Origin of the sequence: Burkholderia savannae (genome assembly GCF_001524445.2) — a bacterium.
GTDB classification, from domain to species: Bacteria; Pseudomonadota; Gammaproteobacteria; order Burkholderiales; family Burkholderiaceae; genus Burkholderia; species Burkholderia savannae.
In genome coordinates, this window is the sequence record NZ_CP013417.1 from 128,055 (window position 1) to 154,555 (window position 26,501).

The following is a 26,501-nucleotide window of genomic DNA, read 5'->3' on the forward strand; positions in this document are numbered from 1 at the left end:
AAGGACTTATGGCCAAAGACGATGTAATCCAGATGCAGGGTGAGGTGATCGAAAACCTTCCGAATGCGACCTTCCGGGTGAAGCTGGAAAACGGCCATGTCGTATTGGGACATATCTCCGGAAAGATGCGGATGCACTATATCCGTATCCTTCCCGGCGACAAGGTGACGGTTGAATTGACGCCTTACGATCTGTCTCGTGCGCGGATCGTGTTCCGGGCGAAGTGATTTAGAAAAAGGGTAATATCATGAAAGTGATGGCATCGGTTAAGCGCATTTGCCGCAATTGCAAGATCATCAAGCGCAAGGGCGTGGTTCGCGTGATCTGCAGCTCGGATCCGCGTCACAAGCAGCGTCAAGGCTGACTGCGCGTTTGTTTGCGCTTTTTGTTTGAGGAAAAACAATGGCTCGTATCGCAGGGGTTAACATCCCGAACCACCAGCATACCGAAATCGGTCTGACGGCGATTTTTGGTATCGGCCGCACGCGCTCGCGCAGCATCTGCGTGGCTTCTGGTGTGGCTTTCTCGAAGAAGGTCAAGGACCTGACCGACGCAGACCTCGAAAAGCTGCGTGAAGAAGTGGGCAAGTTTGTCGTCGAAGGCGATCTGCGCCGTGAAGTGACGATGAACATCAAGCGCCTGATGGACCTCGGCTGCTACCGCGGCGTGCGCCATCGCAAGGGCTTGCCCATGCGCGGCCAGCGTACGCGTACGAACGCCCGTACTCGCAAGGGTCCGCGTCGTGCAGCGCAAGCGCTGAAGAAGTAAGCGGAACTGACAGTTACAGGAAAACGTAATGGCTAAGGCTTCGAACACCGCGGCGCAACGCGTTCGCAAGAAAGTCAAGAAGAACGTCGCTGAAGGCGTGGTTCACGTTCACGCGTCGTTCAACAACACGATCATCACGATCACCGATCGCCAGGGCAATGCGCTGGCGTGGGCGACGTCGGGCGGCCAGGGCTTCAAGGGCTCGCGCAAATCGACGCCGTTCGCCGCACAGGTGGCTGCCGAGTCGGCCGGCCGCGTGGCGATGGAATATGGCGTGAAGAATCTGGAAGTGCGGATCAAGGGCCCCGGCCCGGGCCGCGAGTCGGCAGTGCGCGCACTGCACGGTCTCGGCATCAAGATCACCGCGATTTCGGACGTGACGCCGATTCCGCACAACGGCTGCCGTCCGCCGAAGCGTCGCCGCATCTAACGATGCGTTGGCGCCTTGCCTGTCGCCGCTTTGCGTCGACGGGCTGCGCTTTTTTGATTGCGCATTTGATTGATTAAGCCCACCGTTCGCCCCAAAGGGCGCGAACTAGCGCGGATTCCGGTTCGCGTCATAGATAGATAGAGGAATGCAAAGTGGCACGTTATATCGGCCCTAAAGCCAAGCTGTCTCGCCGTGAAGGCACCGATCTGTTCCTGAAGAGCGCGCGCCGCTCGCTCGCCGATAAGTGCAAGCTCGACAGCAAGCCCGGTCAGCACGGCCGCACCTCGGGTGCGCGCACGTCGGACTACGGCACGCAGCTCCGCGAAAAGCAGAAGGTCAAGCGCATTTACGGCGTGCTGGAGCGTCAGTTCCGCCGCTACTTCGCAGAAGCCGACCGCCGCAAGGGCAACACGGGTGAAAACCTGCTGCAACTGCTCGAGTCGCGTCTCGACAACGTCGTGTACCGCATGGGCTTCGGCTCGACCCGCGCTGAAGCGCGTCAGCTCGTGAGCCACAAGGCGATCACCGTCAACGGCATCGTCGCGAACATCCCGTCGCTGCAAGTGAAGTCGGGCGACGTGATCTCGATCCGTGAAAAGGCAAAGAAGCAGGCGCGTATCGTCGAAGCGCTGTCGCTGGCCGAGCAAGGCGGCATGCCGAGCTGGGTTGCGGTCGATGCGAAGAAGTTCGAAGGCACGTTCAAGCAAATGCCGGAGCGCGCCGACATCGCGGGCGACATCAACGAAAGCCTGATCGTCGAATTGTATTCGCGTTAATCCGATTGATGGCCGAGGAATCCTGTTCATTGCGTCGCGCAAGGCAGGGCCTCGGCTGTTCATTTTCAGGTTGTTACCGGTCAGCCTTATCGGTGTAACGAGCCGAGGGTATTGAAAAGGAAAACCTATGCAAACCAGTTTGTTGAAACCCAAGATCATCGCCGTGGAATCGCTGGGCGAGAACCACGCGAAGGTGGTGATGGAACCGTTCGAACGCGGTTACGGCCACACCTTGGGCAATGCGCTTCGCCGCGTGCTGTTGTCGTCGATGGTCGGTTACGCGCCGACCGAAGTGACGATCGCCGGCGTCGTGCACGAGTATTCGACGCTTGATGGTGTGCAAGAGGACGTCGTCAACCTGCTGCTGAACCTGAAGGGCGTGGTGTTCAAGCTGCATAACCGCGACGAAGTCACGGTGACGCTGCGCAAGGAAGGCGAAGGCGTCGTGACGGCCGGCGATATCGAACTGGCTCACGACTGCGAAGTCATCAACCCGAATCACGTGATCGCGCATCTGTCGAAGGGCGGCAAGCTCGACGTGCAGATCAAGGTCGAGAAGGGCCGCGGCTACGTGCCGGGCAACGTGCGCCGTTACGGCGACGAGACGGCGAAGATCATCGGCCGCATCGTCCTGGACGCGTCGTTCTCGCCGGTTCGCCGCGTGAGCTATGCGGTCGAGAGCGCGCGCGTCGAGCAGCGTACCGACCTCGACAAGCTCGTGATGAACATCGAAACGAGCGGCGTTATCACGCCGGAAGAAGCGATCCGCCAATCGGCACGCATCCTCGTCGACCAGCTGTCCGTGTTCGCCGCGCTGGAAGGCACGGAAACGGCCGCGGAAGCGCCGTCGCGCGCGCCGCAGATCGACCCGATCCTGCTGCGCCCGGTCGATGACCTCGAGCTGACCGTCCGTTCGGCGAACTGCCTGAAGGCCGAGAACATCTACTACATCGGCGACCTGATCCAGCGCACGGAAAACGAGCTGCTGAAGACGCCGAACCTCGGCCGCAAGTCGCTCAACGAGATCAAGGAAGTGCTCGCTTCGCGCGGTCTCACGCTGGGCATGAAGCTCGAGAACTGGCCGCCGGCCGGCCTCGACAAGTAATCCCGGTTGCCGCGGTAACTGGTCAAGATGCGGATTTTCTTTTAAAATCCGCATCTTGCTTTTTTTCATACCGGCCCGTGCGCCTGATTTTCTCGCGCGATAGAAGAGCTGGATCAAAACTTTGAATCAAGGAAACTGAAATGCGTCACCGTCATGGTCTGCGGAAACTGAACCGCACGAGCAGCCACCGTCTGGCTATGCTCCGCAACATGTCCAACTCGCTGATCGAGCACGAAGTCATCAAGACGACGCTGCCGAAGGCGAAGGAACTTCGTAAGGTGGTCGAGCCCCTCATCACGCTCGGCAAGAAGCCGTCGCTCGCGAACCGCCGGCTGGCGTTCAACCGCCTGCGCGATCGCGATTCCGTCGCGAAGCTGTTCGACGTGCTCGGCCCGCGCTTCGCGAACCGTCCGGGCGGCTATCTGCGCATCCTGAAGTTCGGTTTCCGCGTCGGCGACAACGCGCCGATGGCGCTCGTCGAGCTGCTCGACCGTCCGGAAGTCGGCGAGACCGAAAACGTCCAGGAAGCCGAATAAGCGTCTTCCCGCACGTAGCACGAAGGGCCAAGCAATGCTTGGCCCTTTTTGTTTTCGTTGACCGATTTCGTGCGTCGGATTGACGCGCACGCGCGGCCCACGCGCTCACCCGACGTGCGATACGATATGACGTTTCAACGAGCACACGGAGGCGCGAATGGTGATCGTGATGATGTTGACGACCGTGCCCGACGCCGCCGTCGCCCGCGCGCTCGCCGACGGCGCGCTGTCGGCCCGGCTCGCCGCGTGCGTATCCGAGCTCGGCGCGATCCGTTCGAGCTACCATTGGCAGGGCAAGGTCGAGATGGCCGACGAGATCCAGTTGCTGTTCAAGACGAGCGCCGTGCGGGCGCTCGAGCTCGAACGCTATATCCAGTCGCACCACCCGTACGACGTCCCGGAAATCGTCTCGTGGCAGGCGACGGCGTCCGCCGCCTACGGCCAGTGGGTGGCTACCGAAACTCAGCGTCTATTTCATGTTTAACCGTATTCCGCTTTACGCGCAGTCCCGCCTTTGCTTCCTGCTCGCCGTCGTCGCGCTGCTCGGTGCGCTGCTCGGTGCGTCGTTCGCGGCGCGCGCCGCGGACGACTTCCTCGACCCTTCCGTCGCGTTCAAATTCAGCGCGAGCGAGGCGCCGGGGCAGGTCGACATTCATTTCAAGATTGCCGACGGCTATTACATGTATCGCGAGCGCTTCGCGTTCGCCGTGAAAAGCGGCTCGGCGACGCTCGGCGAGCCGCAACTGCCCGCCGGGCACGTGAAGTTCGATCCGACGTTCCAGAAGAACGTCGAGACCTACCGCGGCGACCTGACGATCCATCTGCCCGTCAAGCAGGCGGCGGGGCCGTTCGAGCTGGCGGTGACGTCGCAGGGCTGTGCGGACGAGGGGATCTGCTATCCGCCCGCCGAGCACGTCGCGCGGATCGACGGCGCGGCGCTCGGCGCAGCCGGCGCGCGCCCCGTCGCGGCGGCGGCCGGAGCCGATCCGGCCGCCGCCGACGGCGGCAGCTGGTACGAGCGCGTGACGAGTGCCGACTACGCACGTTCGTTGCTCGAAGGCCACGGATTCCTGACGATCGTCGCGCTCTATTTCGTGGCCGGCATGGTGCTGAGCCTGTTGCCGTGCTCGTATCCGATGATCCCGATCTTGTCGGCGATCATCGTCGGCGAAGGCGCGCATGCGACGCGCACGCGCGCGTTTGCGCTATCGCTCACCTATGTGATCGGCATGGCGCTCATCTATACGGCGCTCGGCGTCGCGGCGGCGCTCGTCGGGCAGAGCCTCGGCGCGTGGCTGCAGAATCCGTGGGTGCTCGGCGCGTTCGCGCTGCTCCTCACGGTGTTCGCGCTGCTGCTGATCGGCGGAATCGACATCACGTTGCCGCAGCGCTGGCAGAGCGGCGCCGCGCAGACGACCGGGCCGCGCAAGGGCGGACGCTTCGCGGCCGTCGCGACGATGGGCGCGCTGTCGGCGCTCGTCGTCGGCGCGTGCATGACCGCGCCGCTTTTCGCCGTGCTCGCGTTCATCGCGCACACCGGCAGCGCGTTCCTCGGCGGCGCCGCGCTCTTCTCGATGGGCGTCGGCCTCGGCGTTCCGCTCCTCGTCATCGGGATCGGCGCGGGCACACTGTTGCCGCGCGCCGGCGCGTGGATGGACGGCGTGAAGGTGTTCTTCGGCGTCGTGCTGCTCGCCGCTGCGCTGTGGATCGTCTGGCCGGCGCTGAACGCCGCGTCGCAGCTCGGTCTGGGCGCGTTGTGGCTGCTGATCGCCGCCGCCGCGCTCGGGCTCTTCACGCCGCATTCGGGCTCGTCGTCGATCTGGCGTCGCCTTGGGCGCGGGCTCGGTGCGGCGCTCGCGATCTGGGCCGCGACGCTCCTCGTCGGACTCGCGGCGGGCTCGACCGATCCGCTGCGCCCGCTCGCGGTGCTCGCGGCGCGCGCGGCGCCGGTCGGCGCGGCCGCCGCGAGTGCCGGCTCGGTTGCGCATGAAGGGCCGGCGTTCGCGCCGGTGCGCTCGCTCGCCGAGCTCGACGAGATCGTGAAGACGTCGACGCAGCCGGTAATGCTCGACTTTTATGCGGACTGGTGCGTGAGCTGCAAGGAGATGGAGCATCTGACGTTCAGCGACGCGCGCGTCGGCGCGCGGCTCGCACAAATGCGTCTCGTGCGCGCGGACGTGACGGCGAACACGCCGGACGATCAGGCGCTCTTGAAGCGCTTCGGCCTGTTCGGACCGCCGGGCATCATCGTGTTCGAGCGGAACGGGCAGGAGCGCGGTCGCGTCGTCGGCTATCAATCCGCCGATCGGTTCCTGCGCAGTCTCGATCGGATGTCGCTGCCGGCTGCGTTGTCGGCGTCGTGACGGAATCGAAGCGGGCCCTGCGAGCGAATGCGCGGCGCGCGCCGCCATCGCCGCCGAAGTCGATCGGGCGCAAATAAAAATGGCGAGGCATCGAGCCTCGCCATTTTCGATTTCGCTATTCGCGCGTTCCGCTTCGCTTGCGCAAACGCCCGCGTCTGACGCCTACTTCTGCGCGCGCAGCAGCCGCGCCGCGTCGAGCGCGAAGTACGTGAGGATGCCGTCCGCGCCCGCTCGCTTGAACGCAAGCAGCGATTCGAGCACGACCTTGTCGTGATCGAGCCAGCCGTTCTGCGCGGCGGCCTTCAGCATCGCGTACTCGCCGCTCACCTGATAGACGTAGGTCGGAAAGCGGAATTCGTCCTTCACGCGGCGCACGATGTCGAGATACGGCATGCCGGGCTTCACCATTACCATGTCCGCGCCTTCGTCGATGTCGAGGCGCACTTCGCGCAACGCTTCGTCGCTGTTGGCGGGGTCCATCTGGTAGGTCATCTTGTTGCTCTTGCCGAGATTCGACGCGGAGCCGACGGCGTCGCGGAACGGGCCGTAGAACGCGGACGCATACTTTGCCGAGTACGCCATGATTCGCGTGTAGATGTGGCCGTCGCTCTCGAGCATCTCGCGCACGGCGCCGATGCGGCCGTCCATCATGTCCGACGGCGCGACGATGTCGACACCCGCTTCCGCCTGCGCGCGCGCCTGCTCGACGAGGATCTCGAGCGTTTCGTCGTTGAGCACGTAACCGGATTCGTCGAGCACGCCGTCCTGGCCGTGGCTCGTATACGGATCGAGCGCGACGTCGGTCAGCACGCCGAGCTCGGGGAAGCGGCGCTTCAGCTCGCGCACCGCGCGCGGGATCAGCCCTTCGGGATTGGTTGCCTCGCGGCCGTCGGGCGTCTTCAACGACGGCTCGATCGCCGGGAAGAGCGACAGGACCGGCACGCCGAGTTCGACGCATTGCTCGGCGACGCCCATCAGCAGATCCACCGACACGCGCTCGACGCCCGGCATCGACGGCACCGGCTGGCGCACGTTCGTGCCTTCGACGACGAACACGGGGTAGATCAGATCGTTCGTGGTGAGGATGTTCTCGCGCATCAGGCGGCGCGAGAAATCGTCGCGGCGCATGCGGCGAGGGCGGTGCAGGGGATGGATGCTCATGGCGGAATGGCTGGGATCTGTGCCCGACGGAACCTTACAGTTCCCTTCGGTAAACTTTTGAGACAATGGTATATGATAGCGATCGAGCAACGCGCACTGCGCAATGCTCCCCGCTTCTCCTCCCTGAGCGGGTGCCTGTCGTTTTTCGATTAGGCTGTTTAACCCGCCGTCAAACGGCGGGTTTTTTTATGGGCCGCACGAATCGAGACATCCGTCAGGTGGGACGTGCGTCACGCAGCACGTCGCGCGATCGTCATTCTGCTACAGCCGCGCGATCTTCGTCGGCGGCCGCGGGCCGCACCCAGCTCTCGATCAGCGCGTGCGCGTCGTCGAGCCCCGTGCGCTTGAGCGCCGAGAAAAGCTGCACCGTTAGCTTGCCTGCGTAACCCGCGTCCCGATACGCGTCGAGCCCCTTTTGCGTCGCACGCAGCGCGTTGATGCTCTCCTGCCGCGTCAATTTGTCGCACTTCGTCAGAAGCGTGTGAATCGGCTTGCCGGTCGGCGCGAACCATTCGATCATCCGGCGATCGAGTTCGGTGAGCGGCCGGCGCGAGTCCATCATCAGGATCATCCCGCGCAACTGCGGGCGCGATTGCAGGTACGTCGACAGCAATTGCTCCCAGTGCGCCTTCGCCGCGCCCGGCACCTCCGCGTAGCCGTAGCCCGGCAGATCGACGAGGTGCGCGACGGGCTCCGCGGCCGGGCCGACCGAGAAATAGTTGATGTGCTGCGTGCGCCCGGGCGTCTTCGACGCGAAAGCGAGCCGCTTCTGATTGCAAAGCACGTTGATCGCCGTCGATTTGCCGGCATTCGAGCGGCCTGCGAACGCGATTTCGGGCTGCGCGGTCGGCGGCAGGTCGCGCAGATGATTGACGGTCGTGAAGAAGCGGGCTTGATGGAGCAAGAAGGCCATGGGACAGGAGGCGACGGGCGGCGTGGGCCGCGCGGTGGAAGGCGGGGAGCCCCGAAGTAGCCCTGATGGGCATCGGGGCTTTCATCGGGGTATTGTACAATACGGCGCATTTGCCGCAGCCGGCGGAAGCTGATGAGCGCGCTTCTACGGTAGACTGGGCGCCGTCGTTTTTTTCAGAACCTCACTACTCCCACAAGACGAAACAAGGTGTGCGAATGAATCGACTGAGCAAGTCTTCGGTGGTGCTTCAGTTCGCAGTAGCAGGGCTCGTTGGTTTCATGGCGGAGGCAAAGGCGGCGGATGCGGCGAAGCCGGATCTCGACCGGGGCAAGGCGATCGCGACGCAGGTGTGCGCGGCGTGCCACGGTGCCGACGGCAACAGCGCGACGGGTTCGTTCCCGAAGCTCGCCGGCCAGCATCCCGATTACCTCGTCAAGCAGTTGCACGATTTCAAGACGCAGCCGGGCGCGAAGGGGCCGGTGCGCGTCAACGCCGTGATGGTCGGATTCGCGAGCGCGCTGAACGATCAGGACGCGCGCAATGTCGCCGCCTATTACGGGTCGCAGTCGGCCAAGCTCGGCGCCGCGCGCGACGCGGCCACCGTGCCCGCCGGGCAGAAAATCTATCGCGGCGGCATCACCGAGAAGGGCGTGCCCGCCTGCGCGAGCTGCCATGGGCCGACGGGACAAGGGATTCCGATCCAGTATCCCCGGTTGTCGGGGCAGTGGGCCGACTACACGGTCGCGCAGCTGACCGCGTTCCAGCAGGGCACGCGCAGCAACGAGGCGATGCATCAGATCGCGCTGCGGCTGACGGACGGCGAGGTCAAGGCCGTCGCCGATTACATCGCCGGCCTGCACTGAGCCGATTTCGGTTCGCGAGCCGAATGAACGAGCCGTCCGCGTGCGCGGCGGCCGCTAGAACAAGAAAAGGGTGGGGCGCCGTCGAAGCACGGCCGCCTTGCCCTTTTTTGCTGTGAGTTGGAGTTTGAATGAGCGTTACCACGTCGGGGTTGCAGTCGAGAGCGGGACAGTCCGCAGTCAAGCGCGCGGTCGAGCTGCTGAGCTCGATGCGTTTTGCGATCGCGCTGCTCGTCGTGCTGTCGATCGCGAGCATCATCGGCACGGTCCTCACGCAGGACGATCCGTACCCTAACTACGTCAACCAGTTCGGCCCGTTCTGGGCGGACATCTTCCGCGCGCTCAGCCTCTACACGGTCTACAGCGCGTGGTGGTTCATGCTGATCCTGATCTTCCTCGTCGCGTCGATCTCGCTGTGCGTGATCCGCAACGCGCCGAAGATGCTCGCCGACGTGAAGAGCTGGAAGGACAAGGTCCGCGAAGGCAGCCTGCGCGCGTTCCACCACAAGGCCGAATTCGCGGTTTCGGGGGATCGCGCGCGCGCGACGCAGACCGTCGCAGCGTTCGTCGCGAAGGCGGGCTACAGGCACGTCGTGCGCGAGTCGGACGGCGCGACGCTCGTCGCCGCGAAGCGCGGCGCGCTGACGAAGTTCGGCTACATCGCCGCGCACCTCGCGATCGTCGTGATCTGCATCGGCGGCCTGCTCGACAGCAACCTGCCGATCAAATTCCAGATGTGGATGTTCGGCAAGAGCCCCGTCAACTCGAGCGCGACGATCAGCGAGATCGGGCCCGAGCACCGGCTGTCCGCGTCTAACCCGACGTTCCGCGGCTACGCATGGGTGCCGGAGGGCCAGTACGTGTCGACCGCGATCCTCAATCAGCCGACCGGCTCGCTGATCCAGGATCTGCCGTTCTCGATCCAGCTCGAGAAATTCATCGTCGACTACTACTCGACCGGCATGCCGAAGCTCTTCGCGAGCGACATCGTCGTCGTCGATCGCGAGACCGGCAAGCGGATTCCCGTGCGCGTCGAGGTCAACAAGCCGTTCACGTACAAGGGCGTGTCGATCTATCAGTCGAGCTTCCAGGACGGCGGCTCGCTGATGGAAATGACCGCGTATCCGATGGCCGGCTCGAGCGCCGCGACGTTCCCGTTCAAGGGCACGATCGGCAATTCGGCGCCGCTGCCGATGGCGGGCGCCGACGGCGAGACCGTCGAGTTCTCCGATTTCCGCGCGATCAACGTCGAGAACGTTACCGACGCGAACGGCAAGACCGACGCGCGCGGCGTCGCGGCGAACCGCTCGATCAAGGAGATCTTCGACGAGCGGCTCGGCTCCGGCGCGAAGACGTCGAAGCCGCTCGAACTGCACAACATCGGGCCGTCGGTCCAGTACAAGGTGCGCGGCAAGGACGGCCAGGCGCGCGAGTTCAACAATTACATGCTGCCCGTCGACATGGGCGGCGATCGCGTGTTCCTCGCCGGCGTGCGCGCGAGCCCGAACGATCCGTTCCGCTATCTGCGGATTCCGGCCGACAGCCGCGACACCGTCGGCGAATGGATGCGGCTGCGCGCGACGCTCGAGGACCCGGCGGCGCGCACCGAGGCGGCGCGGCGCTTCGCGCAGCATTCGCTGAGCGCCGGCGATGCCGCGTTGCGCGACCGGCTCGAAGACAGCGCGCAGCGCGTCCTGACCCTTTTCGCCGGCGCGGACGGCGGCATCGGCCGCGGCGCCGACGGCAATCCGGTGGGCGGCTTCCAGGCGGTCGCGACCTTCATCGACCGTTCGGTGCCGAAAGACGAGAAGGAGAAGGCCGCCGCGCTGCTGTTGCGGATGCTCGAGGGCTCGATGTGGGAAGTGTGGCAAATCGCGCGCGAGCGCGCGAGCGAGCCGCCCGTTCAGCAGACGCAGGACACGGTGCGCTTCGTGCAGAACGCGATCAACGCGCTGTCGGACAGTTTCCTGTACGGCGCGCCCGTCTATCTGCAGCTCGATTCGTTCAAGCAGGTGCAGGCGTCGGTGTTCCAGCTGACGCGCGCGCCGGGCAAGAATCTGGTGTATCTTGGCAGCCTGCTGCTCGTCGCCGGCATCTTCGCGATGTTCTACGTGCGCGAGCGACGCCTCTGGTTCTGGCTCAAGGATACGGGCGCGGGCGTCAGCGTGCTGATGGCGATGTCCTCCGCGCGCAAGACATTCGACTTCGAAAAGGAATTCGTGCAGACGCGCGACGCGGCCGGCGCCGCACTCGGCGCGCCGCCTGCCTCCCGCGCGCCCGACAGCGCCGGTTCCAAGGACTCGACTCGGTAACATCATGGATCTGACCCAAGTTTCGCCATCCCGCGCGCCGCGCGCTTCCGACGCGGCCGGGCGGGCGCTCTTCGACGATCGGCCGTTCCTGCGCCGCCTGTCGCTCGTCGACTGGCTGTTCGCACTGGCGCTCGTGGCGGGCGCGGGCTTCGCGCTCGCGCAGTACCACGCGCACATGGATTACTACGACAAGGCCGTGCTGATCGGCACCGTGCCCGCGCTCGTCGCGCTCGGCTGGCGCTGGAAGCCCGCGCGGCTTCTGATGGCCGCGATCGCCGCGCTGTCGCTGCTGTCGTTGCAGATCTATCACGGCGATCTCGCGCGCGCCGATTCGGCATTCCTGCTCAAGTACTTCCTGTCGAGCCAGTCGGCGATCCTCTGGATGAGCGCGCTCTTCGTGCTCGCGACCCTCTTCTACTGGATCGGCATGCTGTCGCGCTCCGAATCGGGCGGCGCGATCGGCCAGAAGCTCACGTGGGTCGCCGTGCTGATGGGCTTCACGGGCTTGATGGTGCGCTGGTACGAGTCGTATCTGATCGGCTCGGACGTCGGCCACATTCCGGTGTCGAACCTGTACGAAGTCTTCGTGCTGTTCAGCCTCATCACCGCGCTCCTCTATCTGTACTACGAAGGGCACTACGGCACGCGCGCGTTGGGCGCGTTCGTGCTGCTCGTGATCAGCGCGGCCGTCGGCTTCCTGATGTGGTACTCGATCGCGCGCGACGCGCAGCAGATTCAGCCGCTCGTTCCCGCGCTGCAGAGCTGGTGGATGAAGATTCACGTGCCCGCGAACTTCATCGGCTACGGCAGCTTCGCGCTGTCCGCGATGGTCGCGGTCGCGTATCTGGTGAAGGAGCGCGGCGTGCTCGCCGATCGGCTGCCGGCGCTCGAGGTGCTCGACGACGTGATGTACAAGTCGATCGCGGTGGGCTTCGCGTTCTTCACGATCGCGACGATTCTCGGCGCGCTGTGGGCGGCCGAGGCTTGGGGCGGCTACTGGAGCTGGGACCCGAAGGAAACCTGGGCGCTCATCGTGTGGCTGAATTACGCAGCGTGGCTGCACATGCGTCTGATGAAAGGGCTGCGCGGCACGGTCGCCGCGTGGTGGGCGCTGACGGGCCTGCTCGTCACGACGTTCGCGTTCCTCGGCGTCAACATGTTCCTGTCCGGCCTGCACAGTTACGGCAAGCTGTAAGATCCGCGCCGCTCGAACGACTAATAACCGCCGACGCACTGCGTGCTCGGCGGTTTTTTCTTGTACCGTCCGTTTGGCGCTAAGCTGTCGAAACGGTCGGTGCGGAACTGGGTCCAAGGTTTGTCGGGGCGCGCGCTCCGACTGGCAGAACGGAGCATCGACATGTTGATCAAGAAGACGCTGCGCGCCATGCTTGCGGGCGACGACATCCCGCGCAGCGAAATCACGCCGCAAGCGGTGTTCGAGAACCGCCGGCGCATCCTGCAGGCGGCGGGCGCCGCCGCGGCGGGCGGGCTGGTCGGCGCGCACCGGCTCGCGCTCGCCGCGTACACGTCCCCGGAGCCGAAGGCGCGCAAGCTCGCCGCGCCGACCAATCCGAAGTTCGTCGTCCCGGAGAAGGTGACGTCGTTCAAGGACATCACGACCTACAACAACTTCTACGAATTCGGTACCGACAAGGGCGATCCGTCGCGCTACGCCGGCACGCTGCGGCCGCGTCCGTGGCGCGTGTCGGTCGAGGGCGAGATCAGGAATCCGAAGGTGTACGACATCGACGAGCTGCTGAAGCTCGCGCCGCTCGAAGAGCGCGTGTACCGGCTGCGCTGCGTCGAAGGCTGGTCGATGGTGATTCCGTGGATCGGCTTTCCGCTCGCCGAGCTCATCAAGCGCGTCGAGCCGACCGGCAACGCGAAATACGTGCAGTTCGTCACGCTCGCGGACCCGTCGCAGATGCCGGGGCTGTCCGCGCCGATCCTCGACTGGCCGTATTCGGAAGGACTGCGGATGGACGAGGCGATGAACCCGCTGACGCTGCTCACGATGGGCGTCTACGGCCAGGTGCTGCCGAATCAGAACGGCGCGCCCGTGCGGGTGATCGTGCCGTGGAAATACGGCTTCAAGAGCGCGAAGTCGATCGTGAAGATCCGTTTCGTCGACCGGCAGCCGCCGACGAGCTGGAACACGTACGCGCCGAACGAATACGGCTTCTATTCGAACGTCAATCCGAATGTCGACCACCCGCGCTGGAGCCAGGCGAGCGAGCGGCGCATCGGCGAGGACGGCTTCTTCACGCCGAAGCGCAAGACGCTGATGTTCAACGGCTACGGCGATTGGGTCGCGTCGATGTATCGCGGCATGGATCTGAAGAAATATTTCTGAGTACGGCGAATGGAGAACGACATGCAACCCACGACATTCGCCGGGACGACCGCGAACGCCGGCGCGCCGGGGCGCGCGCCGCGCCGTGACGCCGGCCGCGCGGGCGGCGCGCCGCGCTGGCTTGCGCCCGTGAAGATCGCCGTATTCGTCGCATCGCTGTACCCGCTCGCGCGCATCGTGTTCTTCGGGATGACCGACCGGCTCGGCGCGAATCCGATCGAATTCATCACGCGCTCGACGGGGCTCTGGACGCTCGTGTTCCTGTGCATCACGCTCGCCGTCACGCCGCTGCGGCGTCTGACGGGCGTCAACGCGCTGCTGCGGCTGCGGCGCATGCTCGGGCTTTACGCGTTCTTCTACGCAGTGCTGCACTTTACGACCTACGTTTGGTTCGACAAGTGGTTCGACGTGATGGACATCGCGAAGGACGTCGTCAAGCGCCCGTTCGTCACGGTCGGCTTCGCCGCGTTCATGCTGCTGATTCCGCTTGCCGCGACATCTCCGCGCGCGATCGCGAGGCGGCTCGGCCGGCACTGGCAGACGCTGCACAAGGCGATTTACGCGATCGCCGCGTTCGGCATCCTGCATTTCTGGTGGATGAAGGCGGGCAAGCACGATCTCGTGCTGCCGAAGCTGTACGGCGCGATCGTGCTCGTGCTGCTCGGCTGGCGCGTGGCCGTGTGGGCGCGGCAGCGGTGGCGTGGGGCCCGGGTGGGCGGGCGCGTGTCGTAAGCGAGACTTGCTCGGCGCGCGGGATTCGCGATTCGCGCGAGCGCCGTGGGCGGGATCGCGCGGCGCGCAAAAAGAAAGGCGATGTCCGGTTGGACATCGCCTTTTCCGATCGGGCCCGACAGGCCGCGGGCTTGGCGATTCAGCGAAGCGCCGAAGCTACGATTGGCCGAAGTGCCGAAGTGCCGAAGTGCCGAAGTGCCGAAGTGCCGAAGTGCCGAAGTGCCGAAGTGCCGAAGTGCCGAAGCGCCGAAGTGTCGAAGTGTCGAAGTGCCGCGCGAGCGAGCCGGTTCTCGATTACTGGCCGTCGGGCAAGACCGCCTCGCGCTCGAACAGGCTTTCGATCGTTTCGCGCGGACGCACCAGATAGGCGTTCACGCCGTCGACGATCACTTCGGCCGCGCGCGGCCGCGTGTTGTAGTTCGAGCTCATCGTGAAGCCGTACGCGCCCGCCGAGCGGATCGCGAGCAGATCGCCCGGCGCGATCGCGAGCGAGCGCTCGCGCCCGAGCCAGTCGCCGCTTTCGCAGACGGGGCCGACGATGTCGTACACCGCCGCCGCTACGTCCGTGCGCGGCTTCACCGGCTCGATCGCGTGAAACGCCTCGTACATCGCCGGACGCGCGAGATCGTTCATCGCCGCGTCGACGATCGCGAAGTTCTTCTCTTCGCCTTGCTTCAGGAATTCGACACGCGTGAGCAGAATGCCGGCGTTGCCGGTCAGCGAGCGGCCCGGCTCGAACCAGATTTCGCGATGGCCGTGGCCGCGCGCGTCGATGCGCTCGAGCACCGCGCGCACGTAAGCGCCGATGTCGGGCGGCGTTTCGGCGTCGTACGTGATGCCGAGCCCGCCGCCGACGTCGACGTGACGGATCTTCACGCCGTCCGCCTCGATCTGCTCCACGAGGTCGAGCAGCTTGTCGATCGCGTCGAGGTACGGGCTCAGTTCGGTGATCTGCGAGCCGATGTGGCAATCGATGCCGACGACGTCGAGGTTCGGCAGCGCGGCCGCCGCGCGGTACGTCGCGCGCGCGTCGTCGAACGCGATGCCGAACTTGTTCGCCTTGAGCCCTGTCGAGATGTACGGATGCGTCTTCGGATCGACGTCCGGATTCACGCGCAGCGACACGGGCGCGCGCTTGCCGAGCGACGCCGCGACCGCGTTCAGCCGGTCGAGCTCCGGAATCGATTCGACGTTGAAGCACTTGACGCCCGCTTCGAGCGCAGCGCGCATCTCGTCCGCGCTCTTGCCGACGCCCGAGAACACGACATCCTGTGCGCGGCCGCCTGCGGCGAGCACGCGGGCGAGTTCGCCGCCCGACACGATGTCGAAGCCCGCGCCGAGCCGCGCGAACACGTTCAGCACGCCGAGATTGCTGTTCGCCTTCACGGCGACGTGAATCGACGCGCGGCGGCCCGCGCAGGCTTTCGCGTAAGCCTCGTAGGCGGCCGTCAGCGCGGCGCGCGAATAGACGAAGAGCGGGGTGCCGAAACGCTCGGCGAGGTCGGCGGCGCGGACGCGCTCGGCGTGGAGCGCGCCGTCGACATAGTCAAATGCAGCTTGAGTCATTTAGGATCGATCATTGGACGGAAGAAGCGCTCGGCGCGGGGGCCGCCTTCGGTGCGCGCTGCGTCGACAGGCCGGGCGACAGCGTGAGCGGCGCATCGGCGGCGCCGGATGCGCCGTTCTCGCGCGCCGAAGCCGTTTCCGCATCGGGCGTCACGTCCGACGGCGGCTGCGTCTGTTCAGTCGGCTTGGGCGGCAGCGGCGGCACGACCGGCATGTAGAGCGGGCCGCGCTGGCCGCAGCCCGCGAGCGCCAAAGCCGCTACAATCGCGCTCATCTGGAAAACGATACGCATGACCGTCCCTAAACAATTGAATCGATAGAGTTTAGCATGTCCGATACCGATTACCTGACCCTGGCCGAGGCCGTGCTGGCGGCCGTCGAGCGGTCGGTCGACGAAGCCAACGAAGGCGACGCCGACATCGATCTCGAGCGCAACGGCAGCGTGCTCACGCTCACGTTCGAGAACGGCTCGAAGATCATCGTGAACCTGCAGCCGCCGATGCAGGAAGTCTGGATCGCCGCGAAGGCGGGCGGTTTCCATTACCGGTTTGTCGACGGCGCGTGGCGCGATACGCGCAGCGGCCAGGAGTTATTCGCGGCGCTGACGGGCTACGCGACCCAGCAGGCCGGGATGCCGGTCACGTTCAGCGCGTGACGCGCGCGTCGGCGGGAGGGCGAAGGCGGCGCATCGAGCGCGAGCGCGGCCGAGCCGAGCCCATTTGGCAAGAAAAAAGCGGCCCGAAGGCCGCTTTTTCCTTTGGGGCGAACGGCGCTCAGTTGCCGCCGCGGAACAGGTTCATGATGTCCTGCTTCTCCTGCTCGTCGACGTGCCCGGGCACGACGCTGGCGGAATCGGGCGGCGCGGCCGGCATGTTCACGCCGACCGTCGAGACGAAGCCGTGGCCCGGCGTGAACTGACTGAAATACAGCTCGCCGCCGAGCGTCGCGACGCCGTCGGGCATCGGCATCTTGTATTCCGGCACGTTCTTCAGCGCGGGGCCCATGTAGTCGATCCACACGGGCAGCGCGAGGCCGCCGCCGGTTTCGCGATCGCCGAGGCTGCGCGGGCTGTCGTAGCCCATCCACGCGATCGCCGCGAGCGTGTGCTGATAGCCGCCGAACCACGCGTCGCGCGAATCGTTCGTCGTGCCTGTCTTGCCCGCGAGATCGGTGCGCTTCAGCACGTTCGAGCGCGCGCCCGTGCCGCGCTGCGCGACGCTCTGCAACAGGCTGTTCATCACGTACGCGTTGCGCGGGTCGATCGCGCGCGGCGCATTCTGCTCGGCGACGAGCGGCTGCGCGCGCGCGACCATGTTGCCGCTCGGATCGGTCACTTCGGCGATCAGATACGGATTGATCCGGAAGCCGCCGTTCGCGAACACCGAGAACGCGCCCGCCATCTGCAACGGCGTGACGAGGCCCGCGCCGAGCGCCATCGGCAGATAGGCCGGGTGGCGATCCGCGTCGAAGCCGAAGTGCGTGATGTATTGCTGCGCGTACTTGGGGCCGATGTGGTTCAGGATGCGGATCGACACCAGGTTGCGCGAGCGCTGCAGCGCGACGCGCATCGACATCGGGCCGTCGAAGCCGCCGCCGTAGTTTTTCGGTTCCCACGGCTGGCCGCCCGTTTCGGCGGCACTGAAGTAGAGCGGGCCGTCGTTGATGATCGTTGCGGGGCCGAGCCCCTTGTCGAGCGACGCCGAATAGATGAACGGCTTGAACGACGAGCCCGGCTGCCGCCAGGCCTGCGTCACGTGGTTGAACTTGTTCTTGTTGAAGTCGAAGCCGCCGATCAGCGAGCGGATCGCGCCGTCCTGCGGGACGATCGAAATGAACGCGCCTTCGACCTGCGGCAACTGGCCGATCGCCCACGAGCCGTCGTCGTTCTTGAACACGCGCACGATCGCGCCGGGGCGGATTCGCTTGTTCGGCTGCGCGTTCGCGGACAGCGAGCTCGCGGCGAAGCGGAGGTCGTCGCCGCTCACCGTCGCGTCGCTGCCGTTCGAGAACACGACGCGAATCTGTCGAGGGCTCGCTTCGGTGACGACGGCCGCGATCAGCTCGCCGTTGTCCGGATGGTCGACGAGCGCGTCGTCGATCGCCTGCTCGCGGTCGTCCGCGTTCGCGGGCAGCTCGATGAAGCCCTCCGGCCCGCGATAACCGTGACGACGGTCGTACGTCATCAGGCCCTTGCGCAGCGCGCGGTACGCGAGGGTCTGGTCTGCGGAATCGATCGTCGTGACGACGTTCAGCCCGCGCGTGTATGCCTCGTCCTTGTACTGCGCGTACATCATCTGCCGCACCATTTCCGCGACGTATTCCGCGTGCACGCTGTATTCGCGGCTCGCGCTCTTGATGACGAGCGGCTCGGCGATCGCCTCGTCGTACTGCTCGCGTGTGATGAAGTTCAGCTCGAGCATCCGTTGCAGGATGTATTGCTGCCGGACCTTCGCGCGCTTCGGATTCGCAACCGGGTTGTACGCGGACGGCGCCTTCGGCAGGCCCGCGAGCATCGCGGCCTCGGCGAGCGTCACGTCCTTCAGGTCCTTGTTGAAGTACGCGTGCGCGGCGGCCGCGAAGCCGTATGCGCGCTGCCCCAGATAGATCTGATTCATGTAGACCTCGAGAATCTGATCTTTCGTGAGCGCGCGCTCGATCCGGTAGGCGAGCAGCATCTCGTAGATCTTGCGCGTGTACGTCTTCTCGCTCGACAGGAAGAAATTGCGCGCGACCTGCATCGTGATCGTGCTTGCGCCCTGGGTCGCGTGGCCGTTCGTCAGTGCGACGATGCCGGCGCGGATGATGCCTGTCAGGTCTACGCCGCCGTGTTCGTAGAAGCGTGCGTCCTCGATCGCGAGCACCGCTTTCTTGAGCGAATCGGGCACGTCCTGCAGGCGGACGATGTCGCGGCGCTCCTCGCCGAATTCTCCGATGAGCACGTGATCGGCCGTGTAGATGCGCAGCGGCACCTTCGGGCGGTAGTCGGTCAGCGCGTCGAGCGACGGCATGTTCGGCGACGCGACGACGAGCGCGTAGCCGAGCACGAGCCCGGCGCAGACTGCGAGCGCCACGCACACGCCTGCGACGCCGAGCACGAGCGTCAGCCACAGTGGGCGGCGGCGCGGTTCGGGCGGGGGAGGCGGGGACGTAGGATTCGTAGATTGCATAGGCATACCAGAAAAACAGTCCCGCGATTATAGCCGCCCGGTTTTACCGGACTCCGGAAGGGTTCCGGATGGGAACCGGCGCGCCGCGGCCGGGCGGCGTGCCGACGATTCATCGTAGCGCGCTTGCGGCCCGACGGCGCACGCGTTGGCCGTTCGGCAGACTCCCGGCGCGCCGGCCGGCTTCGCAAAATGGCTCCGTAACGTGCCTCGACGGGAGGCGCGCTCATGGAGGACTGGGATGCAACAACGTTCGTGGTGGTCGATCGGCCGGCGCTTCGCGGCGGGGATCGACGTGAACCGGCGCGCGGTGCGGATCGCGGTGTTGAGCCGGCGCGCTCGCGGCGGCACGGTGCGGCTCGAGGCGCTCGACGCGGAGCCGTTGCCGGCCGGCGTGTTCGACGAGTCGGCCGACGCCGATTGGACGGCCGTCGCCGCCGCGATGACCGCGGCGTTCGACCGGGCGCCGCAGGTGCGGCGGGCGGGCGTCGCGCAGCGAACGATCGCGGGCGTGATGGCGCTGCCGGACGGCGCATTCTCGACCGCGACGCTCGCGTGGCCGCGCGAAGAAGCCGGGGCGGCCGTCGAGCCTGCCGTGCGTGCGGCGGCCGAGCGGCTCACCGGGCTCGCGCGCGACGCGCTCGCGGTCGACTGGTGCGTCAACGACGCCGCCGCGACGCGCGAGGTGGCGTTCGCGACCGCGGCGCACGTGCATCTCGACGTGCGGATCGAGGCGGCCGCGTCGGCCGGCATCGAACTCGTCGCGATCGACGGCGAGCCGCTCGCCGCATTGCGGGCGATGCGCCATGTTGCCGCGCGCGAGATCGACGAAGGCGAGCCGTATCTCGGTGTCTGGATCGGTGAGAGCGGTGTGCATGGCTGGCTCGTGTCGGCTGGCGCGGTCACCGCGCAGATTCGCTATCCCGCGCCCGAGCACGCGGATCTCGCGGATGCGCTGCGCGAGCTTGCCCGGGCCGGTGCTCCGCGCTGCGCATTCGTCGCCGGCGATCCGGAATGGCTCGGCGGCGCGCGGATCTCGCTTGCCGACGTCGGCGATCTGCTCGGCTGCATCGTGTTGCCGTTCGAATGCGCGGCCTGCGGGCCGCTCGGCGCGGTCGACGACGGGTTTGCACGCTCGCCGGGTTTCGCCGTGGCGTTCGGGCTTGCGTTGCGCGGGGTGTTCGAATGACGCCGAGCACCGCGAGCGGCGCGGTGCCGCGTGATCCGAGGATGCGGCGCGCGTGGCTGGGCGGCTTCAATCTGCTGCCGTACCGGGCGCGCGATGTCCGCCGGGCGCGGCGGCGCGTGCTCGGCGAATTGACGGCTGCGGCATGCGCGGGGCTCGCGGGCGCCGCGCTTTGGCGCGTCGGCCGCACGTTCGAGCGCGCGCGTTTCGATGCGCAGCGTGCGCTGATGGAGCGTCGGCTCGCCGCTTGGGCGCCGCAACTGAAAGAAGCGGAGCAGGCGGCGCGCTTGCGCGACGCCGAGCGCGAACGCGCGGCGCTGGCTGCCGAGCGGGCCGGGCCGCGCGCGCGCACGGTCGAGCTGTTCGATGCGCTTCGGCAACTGCGTTACGACGGCGTGCGGCTGCGCTCGATCCGCTGCGACGGGCGCGGTGCGTTGCTCGAAGCGAGCGCGCTCGATCCCGCATCGGCCGAACGATGGCTGACGGAGCTCGACGCAGCACGGCGCGGCTGGACGATGGAGGTCGCGGGGCTGCAGGCAGTGAGAACTGCGTGGGGGCGCGATGCGGACGGTGGCCGGTCGCTCTCTTTCTCGGTGCGAATTCGCTGGCCCGGCGTGACGCATGGCCGTGTCGCGAGCGTTGCGGCACGTCTACGGGCGGCGGCACGGGAGGGCGCGTGAGCATGTCGGCTGAACGATCGGCGGCGTGGCTCGCCTGGCGGCGATTGGCCGATTCGCACGTGCTGTCGGGTTTCGCGTGGCGCGCTTCGGCGGGCGCGGCGCTCGCCTGCGGCGTGTTGGCGTGGGGTGTTTACGTCGGCCGAGACGCGGACTGGGGCGGCGTGGAACGAAGCCGGACGGCGCTTGAAGCGGTCGCGTCGCGTGAAGCCCGCGCGCGGCGGCTCCTGGCCGAGCCGTCCGCGCGACCTGCGTCGCCGGCGCGCGCCGGCCGCCTGCCGGGCGAACGGCAGACGCCTGCGGATTTCGCGTTGCGGCTCGCCGGCCATGCGGACGCGAGCGGGCTGCGGGTGCGCAAGCTCGAACGGCTCGAAGGCGCGCGCGCGGGCGAGGGCGAGGGGCGTGACGACAGCGGCGTCTACGCATTTGCGATCAGCGCGGAAGGCGACTTCGGCGCGCTGTGCCGCTTTCTGTCGGGGCTCGCTGCGCTGCCCGCGCTCGCGGTGCCGGTCGCGTCGAGCGTCAAGCGCGACGGCGGCGCCACGATGCTGGACGCAACGCTCGACGTGTGGCCGGCATTGCCGGGCGGTGGCGACGAGCGGCCTGCCGATGCGCGCGAGGCGCCGCTCGCTGATCCTTTTGCCGCGATGCCGATGCTGGCGGCCGAAGACGCAGCCGACGCCGCGCGGCTCGTCGGCGTGATGCGCGATCGGCGCAGCGGGCTTGCGCTATTCGAGCGCGGCGATGCCGCGTGGTCCGTCGCGCCAGGGCAGTTGATCGGCGGCGGGCGTCTCGCCCGGCTTCGCGCCGACGGCGTCACGCTTGCGACGCACGGCGGCGGGCGTCGCGAGATGACGGTAGGCGGAGCGACGGGATGATGCGCGGATTCGCTCTACTTTTGGTGGGGTGTGCGATCGGAGCGGCGGATGCGGCCGCCGCGTCGTTGCCGCCTCTGCCCGCAGGCGGGCCTGTCGGGTGGTCGGCGAGCATGCCGGGTGGTGCTGCCGGCCGTGCGCCGTTGCCGGAGGTTGCCGTGTCGACATGGCGAAACGACTTCGCGAGCACGTCCGCGGCGGCATCGCTGCCGGACATGGGCGGCGAGGGCGAGCCAACGGGCGAATTCGCCGACGATGCGCCGCGGGCCGGCACGTCCGCAGCCGGAGCGGAGGCGCCGGCTGATTCGGCCGCGGCCGGCGTCGCATCGGCAAGCGGACGGGCGCCGGGTTCTGCACGAGCGGCGGACGCCGCGCTGGAAGGGCCGCCCATCCCGCTCTCGCCCGAGCAGCGAATGAGCGACGAGCGCCGTTCGCCGTCGCCGCCGCCGCCGCCGCCGAGCGCCGATGCCGCGACGGTTCCTCACGATGTCGCTGCCGAATCAGACGACGATCGCCCGATTTCCCTCAATCTGCAACAGGCGAGCCTCGCCGCGGTCTTCGACGCGTTCGCGCGATTCACGGGCCTCAATATAGTCGTCAGCGAGCGCGTGCGCGGAACAGTGTCGTTGCGTTTGAACGATGTGCGCTGGCGCAGCGCGTTCGACGCGCTCCTGGATGCGCACGGTCTCGCGATGGCGCGGCGCGGCAGCGTGATATGGATTGCGCCTGTCGCGGAGCTCGCCGAGCGTGAGCGCCTGCGTTTCGATGCGCACGCGCGCGCCGCGGAGCTGGAGCCGCTTTCGAGCCGCAGCTTCGTGCTCCGTTATGCGCGAGCGGCCGATGTGCAGCGCCTGCTTGCCGGCTCGGCCGGGCAGCGGATTTTGTCGAAGCGCGGCTCGGTGCTGGCCGATCCTCGGACGAATCTGCTGTTCGTCACCGATATGTCCGGGCGTCTCGCGCAAATCGCCGATCTGATCGGCCAGCTCGATACGCCGTCGCGACAGGTGTTGATCGAAGCGCGGATCGTCGAGGGCGACCGCGGGTTCTCGCGCAATCTCGGCGCGCGCCTCGCGCTGCGTGCGCCCGACGCGGGCGACCGCGCGACGGGTGTCGTCGCCGGCCGAGGCGGCACGTTGGCCGACCTCACGGCAAGGCCGATCGGCGGATTCGACGCCGCCACTGCCGGCCTCACGCTGTTCGCCGCGCGCGCGAGCCGCCTGCTCGATGTCGAGCTGAGCGCGCTCGAGTCGCAGGGGCGGGGACAGATCGTGTCGAGCCCGCGCGTCGTGACGGCGGACCGGACCAAGGCCGTCGTCGAGCAGGGCGCCGAGCTGCCGTACCAGGCGAAGGTCGGCAACGGCGTGTCGGGCGTTCAGTTCCGGCGTGCGACGCTCAAGCTCGAAGTCGAGCCGCAGATCACGCCCGACGGGCGTGTGATTCTCGATCTTGACGTGGCGAAGGACAGCATCGGCGAGGAGACCGCATCCGGCCCCGCGATTCATACGAAGCACGTGCAGACGCGTGTCGAGGTCGAAAACGGCGGAACCGTGTCGATCGGGGGGATTTTCGAGAGCGACGACCGCGACGATGTGACTCGGGTGCCGCTCTTGGGCAAAATACCGGTGTTGGGCGCGCTTTTCAGGCACCGAGCACAGCGCGCGCAGCGCAGCGAACTCGTCGTCTACATTACGCCGACCGTCGTGATCGGGCCCTGAACCCCATGGGAGCCAGGCTCGACAAGGCAGGCGCTTTGCCAGTAAGCTGCGCGACACACTCATTGAAGCAGAGGACGCCGTTGCAAGCGCGGGACCCACACGTGAACGTAATTTTCGTCGGGCTCATGGGGGCGGGTAAAACCACCGTGGGCCGGGCGGTCGCGCGCCGGCTCGACAGGCCATTCTTTGATTCGGATCACGAGATCGAGGCGCGCACGGGTGCGCGCATACCGGTCATCTTCGAGCTCGAAGGCGAGACGGGCTTTCGCGAGCGCGAGGCGCAGATGATCGCCGAGCTCACGCAGCGCGAGAACATCGTGCTTGCGACGGGCGGCGGCGCGATCCTGCGTGCCGAGAACCGCAAGCTGCTTCGCGAGCGCGGCCTCGTCGTCTATCTGCGCGCGAATCCGCACGACCTCTGGCTGCGCACGCGCAAGGACAAGAACCGCCCGCTGTTGCAAACCGACGATCCGAAAGCCAAGCTCGAAGCGCTGTACGAGGCGCGCGATCCGCTCTATCGCGAATGCGCGCACTTCGTCATCGAAACCGGCCGTCCATCCGTCAACGGGCTCGTCAACATGGTGCTGATGCAGCTCGAGATGGCGGGCATCGTCGCCAAGCCAATACAAGCATGATTACCGTCAACGTCGACCTGGGCGAGCGCGCCTATCCGATTCACATCGGCGCCGATCTGATCGGCCGTACCGAACTCTTCGCGCCGCATATCGCCGGCGCGTCGGTCACGATCGTCACGAACGCGACCGTCGATCCGCTCTATGGCGACAAGTTGCGCGCGGCGCTCGCGCCGCTCGGCAAGCGCGTGTCGACCGTCGTGCTGCCCGACGGCGAGGCGTACAAGAACTGGGAAACCCTCAATCTGATCTTCGACGGCCTGCTCGAGCAGCACGCGGACCGCAAGACGACGCTGATCGCGTTGGGCGGCGGCGTGATCGGCGACATGACGGGCTTCGCGGCCGCGTGTTACATGCGTGGCGTGCCGTTCATCCAGGTGCCGACGACGCTCCTGTCGCAGGTCGATTCGTCGGTCGGCGGCAAGACGGGCATCAATCACCCGCTCGGCAAGAACATGATCGGCGCGTTCTATCAGCCGCAGGCGGTGATCGCCGACATCGGCGCGCTGTCGACGCTGCCCGATCGCGAGCTCGCGGCGGGCGTGGCCGAGATCATCAAGACAGGCGCGATCGCCGACGCGGAATTCTTCGATTGGATCGAAGCGAAAGTCGATGCGCTCAATCGGCGCGATCCGGATGCGCTCGCGCACGCGGTCAAGCGCTCGTGCGAGATCAAGGCGAGCGTCGTCGCCGCGGACGAGCGCGAGGGCGGCTTGCGCGCGATCCTCAATTTCGGCCACACGTTCGGGCACGCGATCGAGGCGGGGCTCGGCTACGGCGAGTGGCTGCACGGCGAGGCGGTCGGCTGCGGGATGGTGATGGCGGCCGATCTGTCGGTGCGCACCGGCCATCTCGACGAAGCGTCGCGCGCGCGGCTGCGCAAGGTCGTCGAGGCCGCGCACCTGCCCACGCGCGCGCCCGATCTCGGCGACGCGCGCTACGTCGAGCTGATGCGCGTCGACAAGAAGGCGGAGGCGGGCGCGATCAAGTTCATCCTGCTCTCGCGCTTTGGCGAGACGATCATTACCCAGGCGTCGGACGACGCCGTATTCGCGACACTGGCGGCCGCTACCCAGTAACGCGAAGCGGGCCGATCCGGCGCATTTGACGTGGAGGACACGACACGGTGAGCGAAATACCCGGCGGCATCCCGCGCGACACCCGCGACGCGCCGCCCTCGCAAGCGGGCGGCGAGCAGGCGATTCCCGTCGCCGCGCCGACCACCGCCGCGCTCGAAGCGCATCTCGCGCCGTATGCGGCGCACGCGTCGCAGTCGCGCGGCCGGCGCCATCCCGAACCGCCGCCCGCCGCGCGCACCGAGTTCCAGCGCGATCGCGACCGCATCGTGCACTCCACCGCGTTCAGGCGCCTCGAATACAAGACGCAAGTGTTCGTGAACCACGAAGGCGACTTGTTCCGCACGCGTCTCACGCATAGTCTCGAAGTCGCGCAGATCGCTCGTTCCGTCGCGCGCAACCTGCGCCTGAATGAAGACCTCGTCGAAGCGATCTCGCTCGCGCACGATCTCGGCCACACGCCGTTCGGCCATGCGGGGCAGGACGCGCTCAACGCGTGCATGCGCGACTACGGCGGCTTCGAGCACAACTTGCAGAGCCTTGCCGTCGTCGACGAGCTCGAAGAGCATTACGGCGCGTTCAACGGCCTGAATCTGTGCTTCGAGACGCGCGAAGGGATTCTCAAGCATTGCTCGCGCGAGAACGCGCGCAGGCTCGGCGAACTCGGCGAGCGATTTCTGCAGGGCCGGCAGCCGTCGCTCGAGGCGCAACTCGCGAACATCGCGGACGAAATCGCTTACAACAATCACGACGTCGACGACGGCCTGCGCTCGGGCCTCATCACGATCGAGCAGCTTGCCGAAGTCGAGCTGTGGCAGGGGCATTACGAAGCCGCGCTCGCCGAGTATCCGCATCTCGAAGGCCGCCGTCTCGTGCACGAGACGGTGCGCCGGATCATCAACACGCTGATCGTCGATCTGATCGACGCGACCACGCGCAATCTCGTGCGGCACGCGCCGTCGTCGCTCGACGACGTGCGCGCGGCGCCGCCCCTCGTCGCGCACGGCGAGCGGATCGCCGCGCAGGCGGCGGCGCTCAAGCGCTTCCTGTTCAAGAACCTGTACCGCCACTATCGCGTGATGCGGATGGCGAGCAAGGCGCAGCGGGTCGTCACCGGCCTCTTCAACGCGTTCACGAGCGACCCGCGCCTGCTGCCGCCCGATTACCAAGCGGCCGACGCCGCGCAGCAACCGCGCCTCGTCGCGCATTACATCGCCGGCATGACCGATCGTTTCGCCCTGAAAGAGTATCAACGCTTGTTTGTCATAGACGAAAACTAGACTGTCCGGCTTGCCGGGTCC

Annotated in this window: 27 protein-coding genes; 22 read left to right on the forward strand and 5 right to left on the reverse strand. The window is 66.7% G+C overall.

Translation table 11 applies throughout. The features are described from left to right. Positions 1–8: 8 nt before the first annotated feature. The 9 genes from infA to dsbD all read left to right on the forward strand — a co-directional run bounded on the left by infA (position 9) and on the right by dsbD (position 5,978). Entirely contained in the window at positions 9–227 is a 219-nt protein-coding gene (gene infA, locus WS78_RS00695; RefSeq protein ID WP_004521905.1) for a translation initiation factor IF-1, read from the forward strand. A gap of 20 nt (positions 228–247) precedes the next feature. Further along, positions 248–364, forward strand: coding sequence for a 50S ribosomal protein L36 (gene rpmJ / locus WS78_RS00700; protein ID WP_004199844.1), 117 nt, complete (start codon positions 248–250; stop codon positions 362–364). Positions 365–402: 38 nt separating this feature from the next. Continuing rightward, a complete protein-coding gene (gene rpsM / locus WS78_RS00705) occupies positions 403–768 on the forward strand; it encodes a 30S ribosomal protein S13 (RefSeq protein ID WP_038749642.1) in 366 nt (121 codons plus the stop codon). Positions 769–796: 28 nt separating this feature from the next. Beyond that, positions 797–1,198: a 30S ribosomal protein S11 gene (gene rpsK, locus WS78_RS00710; protein ID WP_004197937.1), complete on the forward strand. Its 402-nt coding sequence runs from the start codon at positions 797–799 to the stop codon at positions 1,196–1,198. Positions 1,199–1,350: 152 nt separating this feature from the next. Next, a complete protein-coding gene (rpsD, locus tag WS78_RS00715; RefSeq protein WP_038749644.1) occupies positions 1,351–1,974 on the forward strand; it encodes a 30S ribosomal protein S4 in 624 nt (207 codons plus the stop codon). A gap of 127 nt (positions 1,975–2,101) precedes the next feature. After that, positions 2,102–3,079 carry a DNA-directed RNA polymerase subunit alpha gene (locus WS78_RS00720; protein ID WP_009888441.1) on the forward strand — a complete coding sequence of 326 codons (978 nt, stop codon included), beginning with the start codon at positions 2,102–2,104 and terminating at the stop codon, positions 3,077–3,079. A gap of 140 nt (positions 3,080–3,219) precedes the next feature. Continuing rightward, complete coding sequence (gene rplQ, locus WS78_RS00725) at positions 3,220–3,615, forward strand: 50S ribosomal protein L17 (protein WP_059577393.1); 396 nt, start codon at positions 3,220–3,222, stop codon at positions 3,613–3,615. Between the two features lie 157 nt (positions 3,616–3,772). Then, positions 3,773–4,099, forward strand: a complete 327-nt coding sequence (gene cutA / locus WS78_RS00730) for a divalent-cation tolerance protein CutA (protein ID WP_059577390.1) — start codon at positions 3,773–3,775, stop codon at positions 4,097–4,099. Beyond that, on the forward strand, positions 4,092–5,978 hold the full coding sequence (gene dsbD / locus WS78_RS00735; protein WP_059577387.1) for a protein-disulfide reductase DsbD: 1,887 nt from the start codon (positions 4,092–4,094) through the stop codon (positions 5,976–5,978). Before cutA ends, dsbD begins: the two co-directional genes overlap by 8 nt. 162 nt (positions 5,979–6,140) lie before the next feature. On the opposite strand, the gene hemB is transcribed toward dsbD, so the two are convergent. Then, on the reverse strand, positions 6,141–7,139 hold the full coding sequence (gene hemB, locus WS78_RS00740; RefSeq protein ID WP_038749653.1) for a porphobilinogen synthase: 999 nt from the start codon (positions 7,137–7,139) through the stop codon (positions 6,141–6,143). A gap of 253 nt (positions 7,140–7,392) precedes the next feature. Further along, the gene (yihA, locus tag WS78_RS00745; RefSeq protein ID WP_059577384.1) at positions 7,393–8,052 is read right to left on the reverse strand and encodes a ribosome biogenesis GTP-binding protein YihA/YsxC; all 660 of its coding nucleotides are present in this window, start codon (positions 8,050–8,052) and stop codon (positions 7,393–7,395) included. A 215-nt stretch (positions 8,053–8,267) separates the two neighbouring features. Between yihA and WS78_RS00750 the strand changes: the two genes are divergently transcribed. From WS78_RS00750 to msrQ, 5 genes are all read left to right on the forward strand, one after another. Then, a complete protein-coding gene (locus WS78_RS00750) occupies positions 8,268–8,915 on the forward strand; it encodes a c-type cytochrome (RefSeq protein WP_038749659.1) in 648 nt (215 codons plus the stop codon). Positions 8,916–9,043: 128 nt separating this feature from the next. Next, complete coding sequence (locus WS78_RS00755) at positions 9,044–11,224, forward strand: cytochrome c biogenesis protein ResB (protein WP_059577381.1); 2,181 nt, start codon at positions 9,044–9,046, stop codon at positions 11,222–11,224. A 4-nt stretch (positions 11,225–11,228) separates the two neighbouring features. Further along, positions 11,229–12,419, forward strand: coding sequence for a c-type cytochrome biogenesis protein CcsB (gene ccsB, locus WS78_RS00760; protein WP_059577378.1), 1,191 nt, complete (start codon positions 11,229–11,231; stop codon positions 12,417–12,419). 162 nt (positions 12,420–12,581) lie between these two features. After that, positions 12,582–13,577, forward strand: a complete 996-nt coding sequence (gene msrP, locus WS78_RS00765) for a protein-methionine-sulfoxide reductase catalytic subunit MsrP (RefSeq protein WP_059577376.1) — start codon at positions 12,582–12,584, stop codon at positions 13,575–13,577. A 9-nt stretch (positions 13,578–13,586) separates the two neighbouring features. Beyond that, the gene (gene msrQ / locus WS78_RS00770; RefSeq protein ID WP_038749669.1) at positions 13,587–14,309 is read left to right on the forward strand and encodes a protein-methionine-sulfoxide reductase heme-binding subunit MsrQ; all 723 of its coding nucleotides are present in this window, start codon (positions 13,587–13,589) and stop codon (positions 14,307–14,309) included. Positions 14,310–14,603: 294 nt separating this feature from the next. On the opposite strand, the gene lysA is transcribed toward msrQ, so the two are convergent. Together lysA and lptM are read right to left on the reverse strand one after the other, a co-directional pair. Further along, the gene (gene lysA / locus WS78_RS00780) at positions 14,604–15,875 is read right to left on the reverse strand and encodes a diaminopimelate decarboxylase (RefSeq protein WP_038749672.1); all 1,272 of its coding nucleotides are present in this window, start codon (positions 15,873–15,875) and stop codon (positions 14,604–14,606) included. A gap of 10 nt (positions 15,876–15,885) precedes the next feature. Further along, a complete protein-coding gene (gene lptM, locus WS78_RS00785) occupies positions 15,886–16,167 on the reverse strand; it encodes an LPS translocon maturation chaperone LptM (protein WP_038749673.1) in 282 nt (93 codons plus the stop codon). A 36-nt stretch (positions 16,168–16,203) separates the two neighbouring features. On the opposite strand from lptM, the gene cyaY reads away from it, so the two are divergent. Beyond that, positions 16,204–16,530 carry an iron donor protein CyaY gene (cyaY, locus tag WS78_RS00790; RefSeq protein ID WP_038749675.1) on the forward strand — a complete coding sequence of 109 codons (327 nt, stop codon included), beginning with the start codon at positions 16,204–16,206 and terminating at the stop codon, positions 16,528–16,530. A 118-nt stretch (positions 16,531–16,648) separates the two neighbouring features. Here the strand turns inward: cyaY and WS78_RS00795 are convergent, their stop codons facing one another. Further along, complete coding sequence (locus WS78_RS00795; protein WP_081989679.1) at positions 16,649–19,042, reverse strand: penicillin-binding protein 1A; 2,394 nt, start codon at positions 19,040–19,042, stop codon at positions 16,649–16,651. A 238-nt stretch (positions 19,043–19,280) separates the two neighbouring features. Here WS78_RS00795 and pilM point away from each other — a divergent pair, with 238 nt between their 5' ends. The 7 genes from pilM (at position 19,281) to WS78_RS00830 (ending at position 26,480) form a co-directional block, all read left to right on the forward strand. After that, complete coding sequence (pilM, locus tag WS78_RS00800) at positions 19,281–20,228, forward strand: pilus assembly protein PilM (protein WP_038749679.1); 948 nt, start codon at positions 19,281–19,283, stop codon at positions 20,226–20,228. Beyond that, on the forward strand, positions 20,225–20,905 hold the full coding sequence (locus WS78_RS00805) for a hypothetical protein (protein WP_038749680.1): 681 nt from the start codon (positions 20,225–20,227) through the stop codon (positions 20,903–20,905). Before pilM ends, WS78_RS00805 begins: the two co-directional genes overlap by 4 nt. A gap of 62 nt (positions 20,906–20,967) precedes the next feature. Next, positions 20,968–21,780 carry a hypothetical protein gene (locus WS78_RS00810; RefSeq protein ID WP_038749720.1) on the forward strand — a complete coding sequence of 271 codons (813 nt, stop codon included), beginning with the start codon at positions 20,968–20,970 and terminating at the stop codon, positions 21,778–21,780. Beyond that, entirely contained in the window at positions 21,777–23,492 is a 1,716-nt protein-coding gene (locus tag WS78_RS00815; RefSeq protein WP_059577374.1) for a type IV pilus secretin PilQ, read from the forward strand. The genes WS78_RS00810 and WS78_RS00815 overlap by 4 nt, the downstream gene beginning before the upstream one ends. An 80-nt stretch (positions 23,493–23,572) precedes the next feature. After that, entirely contained in the window at positions 23,573–24,127 is a 555-nt protein-coding gene (locus WS78_RS00820) for a shikimate kinase (RefSeq protein ID WP_060821402.1), read from the forward strand. Then, on the forward strand, positions 24,124–25,203 hold the full coding sequence (gene aroB, locus WS78_RS00825) for a 3-dehydroquinate synthase (protein WP_059577370.1): 1,080 nt from the start codon (positions 24,124–24,126) through the stop codon (positions 25,201–25,203). Before WS78_RS00820 ends, aroB begins: the two co-directional genes overlap by 4 nt. 47 nt (positions 25,204–25,250) lie before the next feature. Beyond that, complete coding sequence (locus WS78_RS00830) at positions 25,251–26,480, forward strand: deoxyguanosinetriphosphate triphosphohydrolase (protein ID WP_059577368.1); 1,230 nt, start codon at positions 25,251–25,253, stop codon at positions 26,478–26,480. Positions 26,481–26,501: the final 21 nt, after the last annotated feature.